We start from the raw sequence: 20,431 nt of genomic DNA, 5'->3' as shown, positions 1-20,431 counted from the left end.
ATTAATACAAGTTGCTAGGCAAGTTTCATTCTCCATACTATCTAATACATCATGTTTAAAATCCTATTCTTTTTTTTAATAACAACACTTTCTTATTCTCAAAGCCGTATAATAACTGGTGTGGTTTCTGACGATCTAAATAAACCACTAGAATCTGCCAACGTTATTGCAAAACCATTGCAAGAAAAAGCCAATCTAAAATTTGCTATTGCAGATAACAAAGGGCGCTATCGTCTAGAACTAGATGCAGACGTAAAATACGAAATCACTGTTTCCTATATTGGTTTTGTAGAAGAGGTCATTATAATGAAACCTGAAGACACTAGTACAAGTCATAATTTTAAGCTAAAACCTACGGGGGAACAACTCAAAGAAATTGTCATCAAACATGAGTTTAAGTCTATAGTCATCAAGAAAGACACGATGACATTTGATGTTAAAAGTTTTGCCAACGGTAACGAGCGCAAAATGAAAGAAATTCTAGAAAAATTACCCGGTGTTGAAGTAGATAAAAAAGGAAATGTTACGGTACAAGGCAAAAAAGTAACCAAAATGCTCGTTGAGGGAAAATCTTTTTTTGGCGGAGGCTCAAAACTAGCTGTCGAAAATATTCCTGCGGATGCGATGGACAAAATTGAAGTTATAGATAACTTTAATGAGGTAGGCTTTATGAAACAAGTTTCGGATAGTGATGAACTGGCTATGAACGTAAAACTAAAAGCCAATAAAAAAAAGTTTGTCTTTGGTGATGTCGAAGCTGGAGCCGAAGTAGGCAATGCTGATAACGGTTTTTATCTCGCTCATACTGCTTTGTTTTATTATGCGCCCAAAACAAATTTGAGTTTTATAGGCGATGCCAATAACATCGGTAGAAGCACGTTTACTTTTGATGATTTAATGCGTTTTGGCGGAGGCATGAGCACGTTTCTTTCGGGTAGAAAATCGTTTACTAATCTGTATTCTTTTGCTAACGATAATACGGATTTGGTAACCAATCAATCGCAATTTGCAGCTTTAAATTTTAGCCACGAAACCTCTTCAAAATTAACGATTTCTGGTTTTAGTATTTTTTCTAAAGTATTTACTACAACCAAAACAGAAAGTAAAAACGAATATCTACAAAATAGTGCCATTGCTTTCGAAAATAAATTACAAAATGGCGAAAATCGTTCCGTATTGGGAATAGGGAATGTCAAACTAGATTATTCGCCTAGTAATAAAGAGAAATGGTATTATAACGCCCAATATCAATCTAGTACTAATGATTTATCGAGCACTGTAAATTCAATAACAGCTGCAAATTCAACTGTTTTTGAAACCATCAGCAAGGCAGATAATGTTTCGGTAAAGCAATATTTAGAATGGCACAAAAGCTACAATGAGCAGCACACTACTACTTTTGTAATAAACCAAGCGTATGATAACAATACACCAAAAAATCAATGGTTTACTGATAAACCTTTTTTTGTAGGCTTAATTCCGTTGCAAAATGATGTTTCTTACACGATTAACCAAATCAAAAAAGTAAGAATTAATAGTATTGATGCTTTATTTAAGCATTATTGGATTATTAATAATTTCAACCATTTGTATACTAATGTTGGGAATAATTTGGGTACTTCAAGTTTTGTAACTGCCGAAAAACAAATTCTTACTAACGGAACTAGTAATGATTTTGCATCGGCTGGATTTGGTAACGATGTAAAATACCAATTGAATGATGCTTACGCTGGCGTTGAGTATAAATTTAGAATAGGAAAATGGACTAATAAACCTGGTCTTTATCTCCATTTTTATAAGTTGAAAACGGATCAAAATAGTAAAGAACAACACGTATCTAAAACACTTTTACAACCACAATGGAATAGCGAGTATGAATTTAATAAATCTGAAACGCTTAATTTTACTTATAAATTAGAAAATAATTTTCCAGAAGTAAGCCAGTTAGCTACTAATTATACTTTGCAAAATTACAATTTGGTGTACAAAGGAAATTCAATTTTAGAGAACGAACAATTCCACACGGCTAATTTAAGGTATTCCAAAATGAATATGTATCGAGGTATTACTTGGAATGCAATGGCTAATTTCAATAAAAAAGTAAAAAGCATTCGAAATGAGATTCAATTAGATGGAATTGATCAATTTAACACGCCAATTTTAAGTGATAATCCAGAAACTACTTATGGTTTAAATGGTTCTTTTAGTAAACGGATTTATCGTTTTAATTTGAAATTAAATACACGTTTAAATTGGTTCAATTACAGTCAAACTATAAATGCTATTGTTAGCACAAATGATAGAAATAGTCAAAATTTAGGTTTGGTATTTAAAACGGCTTATCGCAAATGGCCAGATTTCAGCATTGGTTATAATAAAGGTTTTAGTCAGCTTTCAGGATTAACAAAGTCAAATTACAAAACCGATGCAATAAATGCAGATGCAAATGTGAATTTTTTTAAATCGTGGATTTTTAAATTGGAATATGAAAACTTGAAAAATACAAATAACGCAAATCAAAGCAATTTTTATGATATTGCTAATGCTTCTTTACGTTACCAAAAGAAAAATAGTCCTTTTGGATTTGAGCTAACTGCTAATAATTTATTTGACAATAAACTAAAAAACGATTATTCTTTTTCTGATTATTTAATCAGCGAGAGAACAACTTATGTTTTACCGCGTGTTTTCCTCTTTTCAGTAAGTTATAAATTATAATTAATTATATACCCTCAACACATCGCCATTTACTTGAACTCGATATTGTTTCAGCGGATATTGTAATTTACTTTGACCAGAAAACAAGCTGTATTCTTCATTATCACAAGGACATAATAAGTTAATTCCTTTAATTGTCATAGTAGAGCAGGATGATAAAGTTTGATTAGGACAAGCTGCGTCAAAAGCATTATAACCACTACCGGTGTTGAAAACTACAACTCCTCGCACACCTTTACCGGGAATTAAAACAGCATTACTCACAAATTTAAGGCTGGAATATTCGGGTAATTTGAGGTTCAAATCGATTAGTACAGCATAATTTGGTAAGTAAGGATTGTTGTTTCTAATTCCTTGTTCAGTACATGAAGTTAATAGTATAATAGATAATAAAAAGAAGGAATATTTTTTCATTTTAAAATAGTGTCAAAGTATTAGTGAAACAAATTTAATTTATTTAACTTTGAATTATATATGATTAACATATATTTATAAACGAAAAAAAATAGTAAAATCTTAGTGGAAAGAAATCCCGTCCTGATGGGATTTTTTCTATTTATATAAAGAAGCAAGTTATGAGTACAATATCGTATTACACCGCTGAAGGGTTAAAAAAATTAAGGGAAGAGCTGGACCATTTAAAGAGCGTTATGCGTCCAAAAGCATCAGCTGATATAGCCGAAGCTAGAGATAAAGGTGATCTTTCTGAGAATGCTGAATATGATGCTGCTAAGGAAGCACAAGGAATGTTAGAGATGCGTATTGCAAAGCTGGAAGAGGTACATTCAAATGCTCGCTTAATTGACGAAACGCATTTAGACCTTTCTAAAGTTTTGGTTTTATCTAATGTGAAAATCAAAAATCAAACGAACGGCATGGAAATGAAATATACTTTAGTAGCAGAAAGTGAAGCCGATTTAAAAACCGGAAAAATCTCAGTAACCTCGCCTATAGGTAAAGGTTTACTAGGCAAATCAGTAGGTCAAGTTGCCGAAATCACTGTTCCTAATGGTGTATTGAAATTTGAAATATTAGAAATTTCAAGAGATTAACTACTTAAACAACTATAAATGTCAATATTTACCAAAATAGTAAACGGTGAGATTCCTTGTTATAAGATTGCTGAGGATGATAAATTCTTGGCTTTTTTAGATGTAAACCCCAATGCAAAAGGGCATACACTTTGTATTCCAAAGCAAGAAATTGACAAAATCTTTGAATTAGATGATGTTTTGTATTTAGGTTTAATGCAGTTTTCAAAAAAAATTGCCATTGCTTTAGAGAAAGCGGTTCCATGTAAGCGTATTGGTATGGCAGTCATAGGATTAGAAGTGCCACATGCACATGTACATTTAATTCCGTTGAACGAAATGGATGATATGCGTTTCCAAAACAAAGTTTCGATGACTAAAGAGGAATTTGAAACTTTAGCTCAAAAAATTAAAGATAGCTTATAAGGTCGTATTCTTTAAAATATATTGGTATGGTTTTCGTTAAAAGGGAGAAAGTGAAAACTACTCCCTTTTGTCATATAATTTCTACGCTACACTATGAAAAACATTTTTTTATTTTTTTTCTTCTTAATATCATTTATAAGTTTTGGCCAAACTCTTAATGGATACGCAGTAATTGATGCTAAAATGGCAGCTATTCCAGCTGCTTCCATTACCTCAACAACTGAAATTGCTAAATATATTGAATCTAATTTTAAAACTGATTCAGATAGGGTAAGGGCATCATTTTATTGGACAGCCTCTACTATCAGTTATGACGTTGCCAATATGTTTGATATTGATTACAATAACACTATTCAGGAAAAAATATCAGGAACTTTAAAGTCTAAAAAAGGAGTTTGTATTCATTATGCTGAAATTTTTAATGATATCAATAGCAAAATGGGAATTCAATCCTATGTAATTGATGGATACACTAAAAAAGAGGGCAGAGTAGCAGATTTAGCCCATGCTTGGAATGCTGCAAGAATAGATAATAAGTGGTATTTATTTGATCCCACATGGGGCTCTGGTTATGTCGATAAAGAAAAATTTTTTAAAAAACTGAACAACAGCTATTTTAAAGTCGATCCCGCTAAGATGATTGTGTCACATATTCCATTTGATTATTTGTGGCAATTTTTAAATTATCCTATTACTAACGTAGAGTTTTATGCAGGCAAAACGCAAATCAATAAAGCTAAAAAGTATTTTGATTTTGAGAAAGAGATCGAGAAACACATAACTTTAAGTGAAGTAGATCAATTGTTTGAATCAGCAGACCGGATTCAGAAAAACGGCTTAAAAAACGGGATGATTGTTGAGCGTTACCAAGGAAAAAAATCGCAGTTAGCTACTGTTAGAAATAACAATAGCATAGATAAGCTAAATGCAATTGTAAATGAAATGAATGAGGCTGTGGTATTGCTAAATGATTTTATATTTTATAGAAATAATAAATTCAAACCTGTAATTCCTGATGATCAACTAAGTACGATGATTCAGTTACCAAAACAGAAATTGACTAAATGCTTAGATGATATTTATAAAGTAGGATCTGTCAATAAAGAGAATGAGGCTCAAGTGTCTGGCATGAAAAAATCAATAGCTAGCACTTTGGCGCAAGCGGAAGAACACTCAGAATTTGTTAAAGCGTATCTCAGCAAATCTAAATTAGTGCGAAAAACGATGTTTTCAAAAGCATCATGGTTTGGCATTCCATTAAAGTAGAGTTGTCTTTTCTTTGACAATTATTATTGTTTCATCTTTTTATAATTTTAAAATAGAGATATAGAATAAATTTTGTGGTATTTGTTAATGATATTTTAATAAATTTATATTTTATGTTTATTAACTAATAGACGAATATGTTTTTTATTAAAATTTCGCAATCAATATGTTGCATTGTGAATCTGATAATTAATGATTTATCTAGCAACTTTCTGTTTACACTTCGATTATTTTTAACTGTGGTTTGTTGATATGAAGTAGTAAAAATGGCTATTATTTAAACAATAATTTTAGTTCAGTTGCAATTATACTTTGCTTAAATTATACTTTTTTAATGGTGCAAAAAAAAATTGTAATTAGATAGAAAAATTCATAGATTTTTTTAATACTAATGGATAAGACATATTTAAAAAGATTATCTAAAAAAATAAATTGCAACTACTCAATAGTGGTATTTAGTAATTGTTAACTGTTTAAGACTTATTGCGCTGCAATTTTTTTATAATTTACAATACAGTAATTCTACATAGTTTATAGTTGCGAATAATGTAAAAGTAAATAGTTTAATTACAGACGGCAAAAAAAATAATATTCTAATATATTTAGTACATGAAAATTGAATCGCAATTAGAAAAAGTAGCTAGTTTTCAACACTTAGAATTATTAGCCAATCAAGTAGTCGAAGGCTTTATTTCGGGAATGCATAAAAGTCCCTTCCATGGTTTTTCAGCAGAATTTGCTGAACATAAAGTTTACAATACTGGTGAAAGCACTAAACATATCGATTGGAAATTATTTGCTAAAACGGATCGGTTGTACACTAAGCGTTATGAAGAGGAAACTAATTTGCGCTGTCATATTATTATTGACAATTCATCCTCCATGCATTATCCAAAATTAGGAGAGAGTCAAAATTTTTTTGAAAATAAAATTGGATTTTCTGTTTTAGCAGCTGCAGTTTTAATGAATCTTTTAAAGAAACAACGCGATGCAGTAGGGCTAAGTGTATTTTCAGATAAATATGAGTACTATGCACCTGAAAAAGGCAGTGATCGTCATCATCGAATGATTTTAAGCATGCTTGAAAGCTTACTTATAAAATCCACTGTACAAAAATCTACAGACACCGTTACGTTTTTACATCAGATAGCTGAAAAAATTCATCGCCGTTCAATGATTATATTGTTTACAGATATGTTTCAAACACTTTCAGGGCTGAATGATCAAGAAGCCTTATTTAATGCTCTTCAACATTTAAAACACAATAAGCACAAAGTTGTATTATTTCATGTTGTCGATAAGAAAACGGAGCTAAATTTTGACTTTGACAATGCTCCTAGAAAATTTACTGATGTAGAAACAGGTGAAGAAGTGGTGGTATTTGCCGATAATGTAAAGGAAGAATACGAAAAACAAACAAAAATTTACTTTGAAAAATTGGCTTTGACATGTTCACAAAATAGAATAAAGTACATTCCAGTAAGTGTTGACGAAAGTTTTGAAAAAATATTACTTACTTACTTGGTTGAGAAACAAAACTTTGGATAAAATAATGAAATTTTATGAAATTTTTTTTCAAAAAACACTTGTGTAAACGGAAATCTATTGTATCTTTGCCACCGCAATAACGCAGAGGTTTGGTAGTTCAGTTGGTTAGAATACATGCCTGTCACGCATGGGGTCGCGGGTTCGAGTCCCGTCCAGACCGCAATATTGGGGAAAGCCTTTCTTAACGGAAAGGCTTTTTTGCCCCTTTACCGTTTTTAACGTTAGTTGTGTTGTTTGCTACGAATTTGTAACTCGTAGCGGGTTTAGTAGTTAGACCAATGAAAAGCTTTTCGCCTCGGCGAATAGCTTTTTTGCTTTAGAAGCGTTTTTTATTTTAAAGTGTTACTAGGTATATAAAACAAAATTAGATTTAAATATAACAGTTTTTTATTTCACCCATTTAAAAACTCAAATACTCATTTTAATAAAGAGAGTTTTAGATAGAGTGTAGAGTGCTCGCCTCAAAATATTTCTATAATCTTTGTCAACGGATTACTAATACAATTGAAAGTAATACTTGGTAAACAGTTTAGCTATTTTCCCAGATAACACTTTTCTGCTTTCAATCAATATTACGAACTATTACAAATAACATCCATGTTTACATAATTTAAAAAGGATGGTCCTTTATATTTAACTACTATTTTATTTATGAAATATTTTTTAAGAACATGCTATATTGCAAAATATAAAGATTTATTGACTTTTTTTATAAAACAATTGTTAAAAATCAGTCTGCATTTTTTTATATTTATTAATTGCGGAAACGCCTGTACTAAATGAGATGATATATTAAAAAATTCAAAAAATTTGATTTAATATATTTTTAAATTCTTAATTTTACACCCTTGAAAAAATATAAATTGATAATGATTTTTTAGCTGTTATTTTTGTCAAAAAATGATCTTCAAATACTAATTTTGATCAATTAAAGGATTAAGTAGCCAGATAAGGTAATTATTATTTATAATAGTATTTAGAATTTCAAGGAAGTAGATTTTTAATATCAGTTCAAATTTTAAACAATATAGGTATGGGGTTTCTAATTATTTTTTTAACATTTTGGGGAATGGAATTTATGGCTTGGATGACCCATAAATATGTTATGCATGGTTTTTTATGGAATTTACATTTTGATCATCATACGCCTAATAAAGAAGTGTTTTTTGAAAAAAATGATGCGTTTTTTCTAATATATGCAGTTCCTTCTTGGTTGTGTATTATGTTGGGTTCCATGTACGGTATCTGGCCGGTTATGTATATTGGATTTGGTATTTTAGCTTACGGACTTGCTTATTTTGTAGTGCATGAAGTATTTATTCATCAAAGGTTCAAATGGTTTAGAAATACGAATAATGTTTATTTGAAAGCCATTCGTCGCGCTCACAAGGTGCATCACAAACATAGAGGTAAAGAAGAAGGAGAATGTTTTGGGATGTTAATTGTTCCGTGGAAATTTTTAAAACAGGAACTTAAAAAAGAAAACAGCTAATTTTGTAATCTATATAAACGATTCTAAAAATTTGATTTGCAATAGCTTCAAATTTCAAAATTTTTAGATATCATATTACTTTTGAGAGTTTAAAATTAATTTTATAATAATCTCAATATTGTCATTTTTTTAATATGTAAATCTTTATGAAGCAGGCAATTATCGTTGGTTCAGGAATTGCGGGTATTGCCGCTGCAATTCGACTGCAAAATAAAGGTTACGCTGTAAAGGTTCTTGAAAAAAACGCCTATCCTGGCGGAAAACTTACTCAACTATCAGGGAGTGGTTTTCGGTTTGATGCCGGCCCTTCTCTTTTTACAATGCCTAATTTAGTTACGGAGCTTTTTGAACTTTCAGGAAAGAAATCTTCTGATTATTTTAATTTTGATCAGCTTGACGTATTATGTAATTACTTTTATGAGGACGGGACGCAAATCATAGCAAGCTCAGATATAGATACCTTTGCACAAGAAATGGAACGTAAAACAAACGATTCTGCCGAAAATGTAAAAAGACATTTAGAAAAAAGTGCCTTTATATATGGCGCTACTAAAGAACAATTTCTTAACAAATCACTTCACAAATTAAGTTCTTTTTTCTCTCTTTCGACATTAATTGCTGTGTTTAAAATGCCCTTTTTAAACATTTTTAGTTCCATGAATCAAGTTAATCAAAGTGTATTTAACGATAGCAAAACAATTAGACTATTCAATAGATATGCTACCTATAATGGATCAAATCCATATAAAGCTCCAGGAATTTTAAACATTATTCCCCATTTGGAATTTGGATTGGGTGCTTTTCTACCTAAAGGTGGTATGCATGAAATTACAAACAGCTTAGTGAAATTAGCCAAGGAAATTGGGGTTGAATTTCATTTTAATCAGGAAGTTATTGCTATTGCAACTAAAAGTAATTTAGCAAAGAGCGTTAGCACAACATCTGCTAATTATGTTGCTGATATTATAGTTTGTAATGCTGATATTCACACTGTTTACGAAAAATTAATTCCTTCAGCCAAGAAGTTAAAAGAAGTAGATAAACAAGAACGATCAAGTTCAGCGCTTATTTTTTATTGGGGAATCGATAAAGAATTTCCGCAATTAGATGTTCACAATATTATATTTACTGAGGATTATAGAACAGAATTTGATCATATATTTGAATCTAAAACTATCTATGAAGATCCTACAGTTTATATCAATATTACTAGTAAAAAGATTGAAGGTGATGCGCCGAAAGGAAAAGAAAACTGGTTTGTAATGATAAATGTACCTTCAGTTTACGGGCAAGATTGGGACAAAATGATTGCAGAAGCTAGAAGGAATATTGTAAGCAAAATTTCAAGAGTTTTAGGCGAGGATATTGAGACTTTAATTCAATTTGAACAGCAATTAACTCCACAACTAATACAAGATAAAACGTATTCTTTTAAAGGATCGTTATACGGAACATCAAGTAACAATCGATTTGCAGCATTTTTTAGGCATAAGAATTTTTCATCGCAATATAAAAACCTTTATTTTTGTGGCGGAAGCGTACATCCTGGTGGTGGAATACCACTGGCATTATTATCTGCAAAAATTATTGACAAATTAGTAAAATGATAAAAAACATTAGTAGAGAAAACCGTTGGATTGGACTTTTATTTTTGTTCTATTTTTTTGGAACACTAGGAATATCTTCTGAGGAGTTTAAACACTTCTTTCTGCCACTTACTCCTTTCAATTTATTACTTACACTTTTTATATTTTATAAAGTGAATAATGATTTTAGTAAACGTTTTTTATTGCTGTCATTTATAATTTTTTTAATTGGATATTCAGTTGAGGCGATAGGCGTTGCAACAGGAATTTTATTTGGAAGTTATTCCTACGGTAAATATTTTGGAATTAAACTTTTTGAAACTCCATTACTGATTGGTGTCAATTGGCTGTTTTTAGCATTAAGTTCTCATGGAGTTGTTCAATATTTTACCAAAAAGTCAATACTTTTAATCATCATTCCCTCCTTAATAATGACTGGTTTGGACTTTTTTATAGAACCAGTTGCTATGGAATTGGGCTTTTGGGGTTGGGAAAACAATATAATTCCATTTCAAAATTATGTGATGTGGTTTGTAACAAGTGCATTAATTCATGGAATAATCTACTATTTCCGTCCAGAAATAAATGCTAAAATCAGTTTTGTCGTTTTATTTGTTCAATTTTTCTTTTTTACCATTTTATATGCTCTGATTACCTAAATATTAATTAGTAGTTCATAGTTTATTGCATTCCATAATATCTTTAGTAGATAAAAAATTTTTAGTACCATTCTTAAAATGAGCAAACAAATCACCACTATTACCTTTTTTAAATATGCTTCGCTAAGTGACAAAGCGTGGGGCTTTGGGATGATGCAATTTGCCAATAAAGATTTACGTCAAATAAAAGGACTCACATTTTATAGATTAATGGGTAGTGGAAAGGGGAGAGGTTTTAATCCAATGCCTGATTGGTCTGTATATTGTCTATTACAAGTTTGGGAATCTGAAGCAGCGGCAGAAACTTTTTTCAACTCTTCAGATTTAATAAAGCAATATAACAATCATACCCAGGAACTGTTTACTCTTTATATGAAAAATATATCCGCGTCTGGGACTTGGGTTGGCAAGAATCCTTTCGAGAAAACGGCTGATTTAGATCTAAATTTACCGATTGCCATTATAACTAGAGCAACAATCAAGTGGAATTGGCTATATAAATTTTGGAAGTACGTACCTACTTCTGAAGAAGGATTAGATGGAAATGAAGGATTAATTTATACTAAAGGTGTGGGGGAAGTTCCCATTATTCAAATGGCAACCTTTAGTTTATGGAAAGATTTTGAATCGGTAAAACAATTTGCTTATAAAAGCAAGCAACATCAAGAGGCTATTAAGAAAACACGGAAATATGAATGGTATTCAGAAGAACTTTTCTCCAGATTTCAGCCTTATAAATCAACAGGAACTTGGGAAGGAAATGATCTTTTGAGTCTCTAAAATGATTTATAGTGGCGTTGCAATTATAGTCATAATACCAAGTGATGATTTCTTTTCCATTAATTTTTTAGGCACAAATTGTACCATTCCCACCATAAATCCTAGAAATTCGTCTTGCATATTTTTATCCCATTCAATTCCTTTTTCTTCCATTTCACTCATCCAATAAAGTAAATAAGGATTCATTGTACCATACGTTACTAATTTATCTACTTTCCAACCACTTTTATTGAGTAACAGCTCTATATTATTGGGAGAAAATAAAGAAATATGACGAGGTGTATGCCAACCTGCCCATTTTTCGTTATATTTTTTTCTACTAGTCGAATCAAAATTAGGAATTTCAATGACAAGGGTAGTTGATGGCTTTGCAATAGATTTTAAATAGGTAAGATTTTCTAATGGTGTATAGTCATGCTCTAAATAATGCCACATTGTAACTATATCGGGTTGCAAATCACTTGGCAAATCTTTGATTTCTGCAACTTGTAAATCCAGTTCACTATAATTAGATTCTTGGCCCTTCCATCCTTCATCACTAAAGTCAATTCCCATAGTTTGACATTTGAGCTTTTGCTGACAAGCTTTTAAAAAACTTGGTTTGCCACATCCAATATCTAAAATTAGTGGATTTGATGATAGGGTTTGAATATTTTTCACGACTTTCACTCGCTTTGAATCTAACTTATGCTGACTTCCTTCAACTATTTTTTCGAATTTACTCCAAGCTTCTGAACCCCTGTAAGGTAAATAATGGGAGGTGTAATAATTTTTTAATTTGTTTAAAGCAACTCTGGGATTTAAGAAAACTAATTGACATTCGGCGCATTGATCAAAATTAAATAAATCTTTGCTTGAATGCATTTGAGCCGTTGTTTGGATAAAAGAATTTATAGTTGTTGAATTACAAATTGGGCAATTGTTAAGTTGGTACATAATGTGTTCCGTATGTTTTTTATAAATTCTGTTTATGATTTTGAATATGCAATATTGCATAGTCCAAGTAAAATGTTTACGTCAAAAATATTTTAACCCCGCTTGCTAAATCAATTGTTGCAATTAGAATTATAAACTTTAGCTCACTTTGATTTAAATTAGCGAGAAGTAATAATTTCATTTTTAATAGTGGTGCAAGTTTAAATAAATACTTTAATATATCATATACTATTTGTAATTCATTATTTATCTAAATTAGCGTGAAAATAATGGTATTTAAGTAAAGTTTTAAAAGTCCTGCCAAACTTATTTATATACGATTCAAAGTTAAATAACATTTTTTTTCGCAAACTATAAAAATGGTTGCTGTTCCAGTATTTTTATATTTCCATAAAAAAACCAATTAAAATTATAATACTCTATTACGAAGTAAAAATTAGTTTAAGAGCTATTAGAACAATTGAGATTTGTGTTCCCACACGATCCATAAAAATAATCCTAAATACATTATACAAATTATAAATTTCAAAAAACTAGAAGCTAAAAAACCCGCAAAAGATCCTGCAGCGGCTTTCAATGCCCTTTTATGATCTTTATTATCATAAATTAATTCACCAATCAATGCGCCTAAAAATGGACCAATGAGAAAACCAAAAGGGATAGGCGCAATTATTCCAATTACTAAGCCAATATTTGTTCCCCATATTCCATAAGAGCTTCCTCCAAATTTTTTAGTTCCTTTAGAAGGAATTATATAATCTAAAATCGATATAATAATTGTGATGACTAAAGCTGATCCAAGAATCCAGTAATTAGCTGGAATAGCATTAGTAAAATAAAGTAGTGCCAAACCAAGCCAGCTAATACTTGGCCCAGGTATAACAGGCAGAAAACTTCCTAACAATCCCAATAGCATAAATGAGAAACCAAATGATACAAATAAAATATCCATAAATTTATTTTCTAAAATTTAGCAGTTTGTCACTTGATGGTAGCGATAGAACGGTTACCTTTTATTGACTACTTGACTTTTATTGATAAATGTTAAATCCAAGAAAATAATATAAAGATAACTGATCGCTCTAAAGTAAATGTAATCAAACTTAATAAAAAGAATTTAATGTTATTTAATTTTAAAGTTGAATGAGCGCCATTACAATTATAATAATAGGTGTAAAGTATTAGCTTATGTTAAAAACAAGATTACTACACTAAAGGTCTGTAATTTTAATTGCTTTATTTTATAAAGCAATGTATCTAAAAAATGAAGATTATTTGCTTTAACAAGCTAAGCACAAAAAATAATTGTATTTTTATACCGTAATTTTATATCTGAAACACCGAAATCTTGAAGCATTATTTTCTGTATTTAATAATTATACTTTTTAATTCCTGTCAATTGTTTGATAAACAAGTGCCGTCGGAAAAGGAGTTGTTGCAAAAAGAATTGAAAGCTATCAACTGGAAAGAGGTTGATGAATATCCATCAGTTGCAGGGTGCGATAAAATTGAAGATAAAGCACAGAGAAAACAATGCTTTTTTACGGTACTCACCCAATTAATTCAAGAAAAATTAAATATTGATACTCTTTCACTTCTTTATCCAAAACTTGATACGATAGAAGTAAAAGTCACTATTTTTCCAAATGCTACAATGCAGTTTGAACCGCAATTTCCAAATGATTCTTTAAATTATGATCGTATTAAAATCGATAGCATTTTAAAAGTGCGTTTAGTTAATTTTCCAAAAGTAAATCCTGCAATAAAAAGGGGTATTCCTGTAAAAACTCAATTTATACTTCCTGTAATCATAAAAGTGGAGTAATCAATTAATGTTGATAATGGAAATTATAAACAATTGACAGTTTTTCAATAAAATCATCTTTGATAACTTGAAAGTCTTAAAATCGCCGATCTTTCCATCCATACTTTCCAAATATAGAATAAATAGCCACGGTAACACTAAAAAAAGGATATAATAAACTACTCAAAATTAAGTGCTGTATTTTAGTTTTAGTCAAGAAATTATTTGATCTGTATATCAATAAACTATCGACTGTGAATTTTAATAAAATAAGGATAAAAAAGTAATTCCAAGATAAGTAATCTATAATTAGCAGGGTCAGACTAGCTATAACACTCAAATTCCCTAAAAAAACAATTAAACCTGTAGTCTTACCAAAAACGCTTTGATATGAACTCGTTTTTGATGCCCAGCGCACTCTTTGATAAAATAAAGATTTCCAATTATTCAATGGTTTTGTGGTTACAATTGCTTCTTTTGATTTTAAATAATGGACTTGCTCTGAAAAACGTGCAACCGCTTTTTGTAATAAAAACACATCATCGCCACTTGCTATATTGTTGTTTCCATTAAACCCATCAAGTGTCTTAAAAAGTGTTTTAGTGTAAGCAAAGTTGGCACCATTGCACATAAACGCTTTATTTATACCAAAGCCTCCTATGGTAGCTCCTTGTAAACTAGCCAATTCCAATTGTTGAAAATGGTGTATAAAAAAATTCGTGCAGTTGTAGGTTACTGCCGCTGCTATCATTGTTACATCTTCTTTTTGAATATAATGGTCAAATGCTGACAACCAATTTATAGGTACAACACAATCAGCATCAGTGGTAATTACCCAATCTGAATTTACGTATTCCATTGCAGTAGTAATAGCGTCTTTTTTAGGTGAGTGAGATACTCGAATATTTTTAATGATTTTAATTCTGTAATTTTTTTCTGTAATTTTATATTGATCATCTGAATCATCGTCAATTAAAATAACTTCAAATAAATCTATAGGGTAATTAAGCTTAGATAAACTATCTAATAAGACAGGTAAATTTTGTGCTTCGTTGCGGAAAGGAACTATAATTGTAAACTTTGTACAAGCAGACTTAAATTTTGGCTTTAAACTAGTTGAATCAATATCAATTACTTTATTAAAGCCATACAGTAAAAGTCCAATAAAAGAAATATAAAGTAGCGTTACAGTACTTACTAGCAAGGCAATCATTTTTCAAAAGGAGTTTTACTCTTGTTTACTGAGTCCGTTTTCACGGGAATTCTACTTTTAAAATTTAATACATAATAACTTCCAATGATCACGGGCAGCACTACGTTCAAAAACCACATTAAAGTCGAAATAAAGATAACAATCCACTCATTTACTCCTAAAATCCCAAAGAAATAAACTGCAACACTTCCCTTTACAGCAAAATCTAAAAACTGAAATGTAGGCAATGAAGATGCTAAAAAGTATACGGAAGAAATGGTTGCAATCAAGGTTAGATAGGGTAAATCAACATCAAAAGCTACAAATAAAAAATAGTACTGATGTGAAAAAACGATATATCTACAAATTCCTAAGAATATATTTTTTTGATGAATCGATTTTGGAATTTCATTAATTTTATAAATTAGTTTTTCAATCGAATATCCTTTTAAGGTGATTTTCTTAATTGAAAATAAAATAACAATAAGTAAAAGAAGTGCTCCAAATACTAAAATAACTGTTTCAGAAGTAATCACCGCATGCTGCGTATTAAAATAGAGCAATCCAAAAATTCCAAAAATAACAGTCAAAACCATTTGGATGCCATTGCAAATTAAGTTTAAAAAAATTACTTTCTTTGTGTCTTTTTTTTCAAAAAATAGCGCTTTTCCAGCATATTCTCCCACACCATTAGGAGTAAAAAGTCCAGCTGTTAATGCTGCTAAAACTTGTTTTGTAGCTTCGGCAACATTTATTTTTTGGATTACGCGTACTAAATTCTGCCATTTTAAAATTTCAAAATATCGATTCAAAACACTTAAAAGCAAAATAAACACTATGCCTCCAATTGACTGATTTTTTTGGAATAAAACAATAAATTTTTGCCAATCTAGTTTTTCATTATTGGCTAATTGATTGTAAATAAAATAAAACGCTCCGCCTACAATCAAAAGTTTGATTAGAAGTACAAGGAATTGCTTAGTTTTGTGGGGAATTGAAATCATCAATGCAAAGTAAAGGAAAATTAAAGCGTAAAAGCTATTTTACAAAGATTCACAAAAAAATGGCAATGCTTTCCCGAGCTATTAAAGTAGCGTGGCGACTCTTTTGCTGTCTTTTAAAAGAATTTTTATCCCAAAAAGCTTTGTGTCTTTGAGCCTTTGTAGGCATAAAACGATCCCAGAACAAAATGGCAAACGAACGCATTATATTAGGAATTGACCCAGGAACTACAATCATGGGTTTTGGATTGATAAAAATAGTCAATAAAAAAATGTATTTCTTACAACTAAACGAATTGCAATTGTCCAAATATGAAAATCATTATCAAAAATTGAGAATGATTTTTGAGCGTACCATTGAATTAATTGACACTCATAATCCTGATGAAATTGCTATTGAAGCTCCTTTTTTTGGTAAAAACGTGCAATCGATGTTAAAACTTGGTCGTGCGCAAGGGGTAGCTATGGCCGCGGGACTTTCAAGAGATATTCCTATTACTGAATATGAGCCAAAGAAAATAAAAATGGCGATAACCGGAAACGGAAACGCCACTAAGGAACAAGTTGCTAAAATGCTACAACAACTATTAGGCTTAAAAGAATTACCCAAAAATCTTGATTCAACGGATGGCTTAGCCGCCGCAGTATGTCATTTTTTTAATTCAGGAAAAGTAATAGGTGATAAGAGCTACACAGGTTGGGATGCTTTTGTAAAACAAAATGAAGTAAGAGTGAAAAAGTAATGTGATAATTAGAAAGTGTGTCAATTAAATAATTTTAATTATGTACTCATCTTTTAATTTCCAAATTATCTAATTTAAAAATGTCCGGAATATATATACATATCCCTTTTTGCAAGCAAGCATGCCATTACTGTGATTTTCATTTTTCTACTTCTATGAAAAAGAAAGAAGAAATGGTGTTGGCTTTAGCCAAAGAAATATCAATACGCGGTAAAGAGTTTGAAAATGAAGTTGTTGAAACCATTTATTTTGGTGGAGGAACACCATCAGTATTGCTGGTTTCAGAACTGAAATTTTTGATTGACAAAATAACGGCAAATTATCAAGTTTCTAAGGATGTGGAGATTACTTTAGAAGCAAATCCAGATGATTTAGTCAACCTTTCAATTAATTCACATACTAAAAATATTTTTGAAGAATATCGCGCTATTGGAATTAATAGATTGAGCATTGGCATTCAATCTTTTTGTGAGGACGATTTGAAAACGATGAATCGGGCTCATAACTCGGCGGAAGCGTTAAAATGTTTGGAAGTAGCTACTCAATATTATGATAATATTTCAATTGATTTGATTTATGGAATGCCTGAAATGAGTAATCAAAAATGGAAACAAAATATTGAAATAGCTTTAAGATTTGGAATCCCGCATATATCTAGTTATGCATTAACCGTTGAACCTAAGACTGCATTATATAAATTAATCCAAACCGGAAAAATTCCCCCCCCACGTGATGAAGTTGCTGCTGAGCATTTTTTAATTTTAGTGGAAACGCTAGAAAGTCGAGGATTTGTACATTATGAATTGTCAAATTTTGGTAAACAAGACTATTTTTCTCGAAATAATTCGGCGTACTGGCTAGGTAAAAAATATATAGGGATTGGTCCGTCGGCACATAGTTATGACGGACTTTCTAGAAGTTGGAATGTGTCTAATAATTCTATTTATTTACGATCTATTCATCAGGATGAATTACCAAGTGAAGTAGAAATACTCTCACTTTCAGATCGTTATAATGAATATATTATGACAGGTTTGCGCACTATTTGGGGAGTGTCTTTGGATAAAATTGAAAAGGAATTTGGAATTCATTATTTAAATTATCTGGATAAACAAGCGACCAAGTATTTAAAAGATGATTTGCTGTTTATTGAAAATAAAATTCTAAGACCAACAAAAAAAGGAAAGTTTTTAACTGATGGAATCGCAAGTGATTTGTTTTACTTAAATTTGGAATAAGTTAATTCGCTAAAAAACTCGTATGGAATAAAAAGAAATCCTTTTTAAATTTTTATTTTCAGTTTTTTTTAGCAGAAAAATCATCAAGTGCAAACAACGATCCAACATAAAAATCAGGTTTTAAAGGTCAATTTATCAAAACCTATTGATATTTCGATTCCATTAACAAATACAGATGAAAATCCAATTGCTTGGTATATTGAAAAACCGGTAATAGAACCTGTTGTTTTTGGAGAATGGATTGGCAGCGTGCAAAAAGGTGCTTCTACAAATTTCAATAATATTCAATTTAATCCGCACGGTCATGGCACTCATACCGAATGTTTAGGACATATTACACGCAAGTTTTATTCTATTAATCAGTGTTTGCAACAATTCTTTTTTACAGCTAAATTAATTACAATTCAGCCAGAACAAATCAATGATGACTTTGTAATTTCAAAAAATCAAGTCGAACAAGCATTAAATGGATCAATCCCTGAAGCAATCGTTATTAGGACATTAGCAAATTCTGTTGATAAAGTATCTAGAAAATATTCTAATAGTAATCCACCATTTTTGAGTGAAGCTGCCGCGCGTTTCATTTGCGAAAGCGGCATTCAGCATTTATTAATTGATTTGCCTAGTGTAGATAAAGAAAAAGATGATGGTAAATTGCTAGCACATAAAGCTTTTTGGAATGTTAAAGATATTGATCATTTAAACAAAGAGGCACGTATTGATTGTACGATTACCGAGATGATCTTTGTTGAAAATAAGAATTTAGATGGAGATTATTTACTTAATTTACAAATATCATCATTTGAGAATGATGCCAGTCCTAGTAAACCCATTTTATATGCTTTAACAAACGTATAAAGGATAACCCATGGGGATAGAAAACTACTATAATTATTGTCTATCAAAGAAAGGGGTGACTGAACATTTCCCATTTGATGATGATATATTAGTTTTTAAGTTGGGTGAAAAAATTTTTGCTTTATCTTCATTATCGCAATGGGAAAATGGAAGGCCATCAATCAATTTAAAATGTGATCCGCAACTTGCAATAGCGCTTCGTATAGAACATGATGCTATTCAGCCTGGTTTTCACATGAATAAAAAGCACTGGAATACAATAGCAGTCAATGAATCTGCTTCAGATGAATTGATAAAACAATTAATAGATCATTCTTATGAATTAATTTTTAATTCTTTAAAAAAGATTTTACAACAGGAAATTATAGAATTAGAAAATTAGGTCTTACTTTTACTTTAGAAGATAAATAGAAAAAAGTAAAATACAAATCAAACGTGTTATATGAAAGAGCAATTTAAGAATTTTTTAAACGAAGAGCAAGATCCTAAAGCAATAGAGAAAATAGCTTCTAAATTGAGTGATTTATTGATGAAGAATGAAGAGATAGGGTATATAGCTGTTCAAAAAAAGCCCGCCATCACCGTTTTACCAGATAGTATTGTGCTAACTAATAAACGAATTATTATTTGCCAACCAAAAAATCTTGGCTTGTCAATGGATTTCATTGATTACAATTGGGATACTATCGAGGATGTATTTGTAAAGGAAAATATTTTAGGTTCAGAATTTTCTTTTGCTACGAATGTGGAGATGACAATTACAATTGACTATCTTCCAAAAACGCAGGCTCGAAAAATTTACACTTACGCTAAAGAACAACTAGAAATGGTGATCAATGTAGAAGTAATGAATGCCGTTATTATAGAAGAAACTATTGACGATACTAGAGATAATTTAGAAGTTATCGAAGAAATCGAAACAGAAGAAGTAACTAGTTTTCTAGATATAATGCCTAGTACTTCGTCATTATATAATTCAAATAACGAGAAATTAGAAGCGCCAATCGAAAATACAGCACAAGATATGCTAAAAGGATTGTCACAAGACGAACTTTTTGAAAAATTACAGAATTATAAAAAATTACTCGACAATGGATTGATTTTGCAAGGGGAATACGATGCATTTAAAAAAGAAATATTAAACCACATGTAA

General features: G+C 30.6%; 20 protein-coding genes and 1 tRNA gene. 16 read left to right on the top strand and 5 right to left on the bottom strand.

Annotation, left to right across the window (positions count from 1 at the left end; genetic code table 11):
* Positions 1–51: 51 nt before the first annotated feature.
* A complete protein-coding gene (locus tag RCH18_RS00565; protein WP_326934808.1) occupies positions 52–2,718 on the top strand; it encodes a carboxypeptidase-like regulatory domain-containing protein in 2,667 nt (888 codons plus the stop codon).
* On the opposite strand, the gene RCH18_RS00560 is transcribed toward RCH18_RS00565, so the two are convergent.
* Positions 2,719–3,132 (bottom strand): Rieske (2Fe-2S) protein, encoded by a 414-nt coding sequence (locus RCH18_RS00560; protein ID WP_326934807.1) that lies wholly within the window; start codon positions 3,130–3,132, stop codon positions 2,719–2,721.
* A 161-nt stretch (positions 3,133–3,293) separates the two neighbouring features.
* Between RCH18_RS00560 and greA the strand changes: the two genes are divergently transcribed.
* The 9 genes from greA to RCH18_RS00515 all read left to right on the top strand — a co-directional run bounded on the left by greA (position 3,294) and on the right by RCH18_RS00515 (position 11,506).
* Positions 3,294–3,770, top strand: a complete 477-nt coding sequence (gene greA / locus RCH18_RS00555) for a transcription elongation factor GreA (RefSeq protein WP_326934806.1) — start codon at positions 3,294–3,296, stop codon at positions 3,768–3,770.
* 18 nt (positions 3,771–3,788) lie between these two features.
* Complete coding sequence (locus tag RCH18_RS00550; RefSeq protein ID WP_326934805.1) at positions 3,789–4,175, top strand: HIT family protein; 387 nt, start codon at positions 3,789–3,791, stop codon at positions 4,173–4,175.
* A 93-nt stretch (positions 4,176–4,268) separates the two neighbouring features.
* Positions 4,269–5,441 carry a transglutaminase domain-containing protein gene (locus tag RCH18_RS00545; RefSeq protein WP_326934804.1) on the top strand — a complete coding sequence of 391 codons (1,173 nt, stop codon included), beginning with the start codon at positions 4,269–4,271 and terminating at the stop codon, positions 5,439–5,441.
* A gap of 609 nt (positions 5,442–6,050) precedes the next feature.
* Positions 6,051–6,989 carry a DUF58 domain-containing protein gene (locus RCH18_RS00540; protein WP_326934803.1) on the top strand — a complete coding sequence of 313 codons (939 nt, stop codon included), beginning with the start codon at positions 6,051–6,053 and terminating at the stop codon, positions 6,987–6,989.
* Between the two features lie 86 nt (positions 6,990–7,075).
* Positions 7,076–7,149 (top strand) — tRNA-Asp (locus RCH18_RS00535).
* Positions 7,150–8,022: 873 nt separating this feature from the next.
* Positions 8,023–8,481, top strand: coding sequence for a carotene hydroxylase (locus RCH18_RS00530; protein ID WP_326934802.1), 459 nt, complete (start codon positions 8,023–8,025; stop codon positions 8,479–8,481).
* Between the two features lie 146 nt (positions 8,482–8,627).
* Positions 8,628–10,088, top strand: a complete 1,461-nt coding sequence (gene crtD / locus RCH18_RS00525; RefSeq protein WP_326934801.1) for a 1-hydroxycarotenoid 3,4-desaturase CrtD — start codon at positions 8,628–8,630, stop codon at positions 10,086–10,088.
* Positions 10,085–10,726, top strand: a complete 642-nt coding sequence (locus RCH18_RS00520; protein WP_326934800.1) for a carotenoid biosynthesis protein — start codon at positions 10,085–10,087, stop codon at positions 10,724–10,726. Before crtD ends, RCH18_RS00520 begins: the two co-directional genes overlap by 4 nt.
* 78 nt (positions 10,727–10,804) lie before the next feature.
* Complete coding sequence (locus tag RCH18_RS00515) at positions 10,805–11,506, top strand: DUF3291 domain-containing protein (RefSeq protein ID WP_326934799.1); 702 nt, start codon at positions 10,805–10,807, stop codon at positions 11,504–11,506.
* 6 nt (positions 11,507–11,512) lie between these two features.
* On the opposite strand, the gene RCH18_RS00510 is transcribed toward RCH18_RS00515, so the two are convergent.
* A complete protein-coding gene (locus RCH18_RS00510) occupies positions 11,513–12,370 on the bottom strand; it encodes a class I SAM-dependent methyltransferase (RefSeq protein ID WP_326934798.1) in 858 nt (285 codons plus the stop codon).
* A gap of 523 nt (positions 12,371–12,893) precedes the next feature.
* Positions 12,894–13,394 carry a DUF456 domain-containing protein gene (locus RCH18_RS00505; protein ID WP_326934797.1) on the bottom strand — a complete coding sequence of 167 codons (501 nt, stop codon included), beginning with the start codon at positions 13,392–13,394 and terminating at the stop codon, positions 12,894–12,896.
* A gap of 447 nt (positions 13,395–13,841) precedes the next feature.
* On the opposite strand from RCH18_RS00505, the gene RCH18_RS00500 reads away from it, so the two are divergent.
* Positions 13,842–14,267, top strand: a complete 426-nt coding sequence (locus RCH18_RS00500; RefSeq protein WP_442788131.1) for a hypothetical protein — start codon at positions 13,842–13,844, stop codon at positions 14,265–14,267.
* 76 nt (positions 14,268–14,343) lie between these two features.
* Here the strand turns inward: RCH18_RS00500 and RCH18_RS00495 are convergent, their stop codons facing one another.
* The gene (locus RCH18_RS00495) at positions 14,344–15,459 is read right to left on the bottom strand and encodes a glycosyltransferase family 2 protein (RefSeq protein WP_326934795.1); all 1,116 of its coding nucleotides are present in this window, start codon (positions 15,457–15,459) and stop codon (positions 14,344–14,346) included.
* Entirely contained in the window at positions 15,456–16,442 is a 987-nt protein-coding gene (locus tag RCH18_RS00490; protein ID WP_326934794.1) for a hypothetical protein, read from the bottom strand. Before RCH18_RS00490 ends, RCH18_RS00495 begins: the two co-directional genes overlap by 4 nt.
* A 185-nt stretch (positions 16,443–16,627) precedes the next feature.
* Between RCH18_RS00490 and ruvC the strand changes: the two genes are divergently transcribed.
* The 5 genes from ruvC (at position 16,628) to RCH18_RS00465 (ending at position 20,431) form a co-directional block, all read left to right on the top strand.
* Positions 16,628–17,182 (top strand): crossover junction endodeoxyribonuclease RuvC, encoded by a 555-nt coding sequence (gene ruvC, locus RCH18_RS00485; RefSeq protein WP_326934793.1) that lies wholly within the window; start codon positions 16,628–16,630, stop codon positions 17,180–17,182.
* Positions 17,183–17,262: 80 nt separating this feature from the next.
* The gene (gene hemW / locus RCH18_RS00480) at positions 17,263–18,420 is read left to right on the top strand and encodes a radical SAM family heme chaperone HemW (protein ID WP_326934792.1); all 1,158 of its coding nucleotides are present in this window, start codon (positions 17,263–17,265) and stop codon (positions 18,418–18,420) included.
* An 87-nt stretch (positions 18,421–18,507) separates the two neighbouring features.
* The gene (locus RCH18_RS00475; protein WP_326934791.1) at positions 18,508–19,278 is read left to right on the top strand and encodes a cyclase family protein; all 771 of its coding nucleotides are present in this window, start codon (positions 18,508–18,510) and stop codon (positions 19,276–19,278) included.
* A gap of 10 nt (positions 19,279–19,288) precedes the next feature.
* Positions 19,289–19,660 carry an MmcQ/YjbR family DNA-binding protein gene (locus tag RCH18_RS00470; RefSeq protein WP_326934790.1) on the top strand — a complete coding sequence of 124 codons (372 nt, stop codon included), beginning with the start codon at positions 19,289–19,291 and terminating at the stop codon, positions 19,658–19,660.
* A 60-nt stretch (positions 19,661–19,720) separates the two neighbouring features.
* A complete protein-coding gene (locus tag RCH18_RS00465; RefSeq protein ID WP_326934789.1) occupies positions 19,721–20,431 on the top strand; it encodes a PH domain-containing protein in 711 nt (236 codons plus the stop codon).

Origin of the sequence: Flavobacterium sp. PL11 (assembly GCF_035985025.1) — a bacterium.
In the GTDB taxonomy this organism is placed as follows: domain Bacteria; phylum Bacteroidota; class Bacteroidia; order Flavobacteriales; family Flavobacteriaceae; genus Flavobacterium.
The sequence above is the reverse complement of the archived record's forward strand: the minus strand, read 5'-3'. Positions and strand labels throughout refer to the sequence as shown.

Coding starts and splice junctions, on each gene's coding strand:
- RCH18_RS00565 (WP_326934808.1), top strand. CDS start 52: ATGTTTAAAATCCTATTCTTTTTTTTAATAACAACACTTTCTTATTCT.
- RCH18_RS00560 (WP_326934807.1), bottom strand. CDS start 3,132: ATGAAAAAATATTCCTTCTTTTTATTATCTATTATACTATTAACTTCA.
- greA (WP_326934806.1), top strand. CDS start 3,294: ATGAGTACAATATCGTATTACACCGCTGAAGGGTTAAAAAAATTAAGG.
- RCH18_RS00550 (WP_326934805.1), top strand. CDS start 3,789: ATGTCAATATTTACCAAAATAGTAAACGGTGAGATTCCTTGTTATAAG.
- RCH18_RS00545 (WP_326934804.1), top strand. CDS start 4,269: ATGAAAAACATTTTTTTATTTTTTTTCTTCTTAATATCATTTATAAGT.
- RCH18_RS00540 (WP_326934803.1), top strand. CDS start 6,051: ATGAAAATTGAATCGCAATTAGAAAAAGTAGCTAGTTTTCAACACTTA.
- RCH18_RS00530 (WP_326934802.1), top strand. CDS start 8,023: ATGGGGTTTCTAATTATTTTTTTAACATTTTGGGGAATGGAATTTATG.
- crtD (WP_326934801.1), top strand. CDS start 8,628: ATGAAGCAGGCAATTATCGTTGGTTCAGGAATTGCGGGTATTGCCGCT.
- RCH18_RS00520 (WP_326934800.1), top strand. CDS start 10,085: ATGATAAAAAACATTAGTAGAGAAAACCGTTGGATTGGACTTTTATTT.
- RCH18_RS00515 (WP_326934799.1), top strand. CDS start 10,805: ATGAGCAAACAAATCACCACTATTACCTTTTTTAAATATGCTTCGCTA.
- RCH18_RS00510 (WP_326934798.1), bottom strand. CDS start 12,370: ATGCATTCAAGCAAAGATTTATTTAATTTTGATCAATGCGCCGAATGT.
- RCH18_RS00505 (WP_326934797.1), bottom strand. CDS start 13,394: ATGGATATTTTATTTGTATCATTTGGTTTCTCATTTATGCTATTGGGA.
- RCH18_RS00495 (WP_326934795.1), bottom strand. CDS start 15,459: ATGATTGCCTTGCTAGTAAGTACTGTAACGCTACTTTATATTTCTTTT.
- RCH18_RS00490 (WP_326934794.1), bottom strand. CDS start 16,442: ATGATTTCAATTCCCCACAAAACTAAGCAATTCCTTGTACTTCTAATC.
- ruvC (WP_326934793.1), top strand. CDS start 16,628: ATGGCAAACGAACGCATTATATTAGGAATTGACCCAGGAACTACAATC.
- hemW (WP_326934792.1), top strand. CDS start 17,263: ATGTCCGGAATATATATACATATCCCTTTTTGCAAGCAAGCATGCCAT.
- RCH18_RS00470 (WP_326934790.1), top strand. CDS start 19,289: ATGGGGATAGAAAACTACTATAATTATTGTCTATCAAAGAAAGGGGTG.
- RCH18_RS00465 (WP_326934789.1), top strand. CDS start 19,721: ATGAAAGAGCAATTTAAGAATTTTTTAAACGAAGAGCAAGATCCTAAA.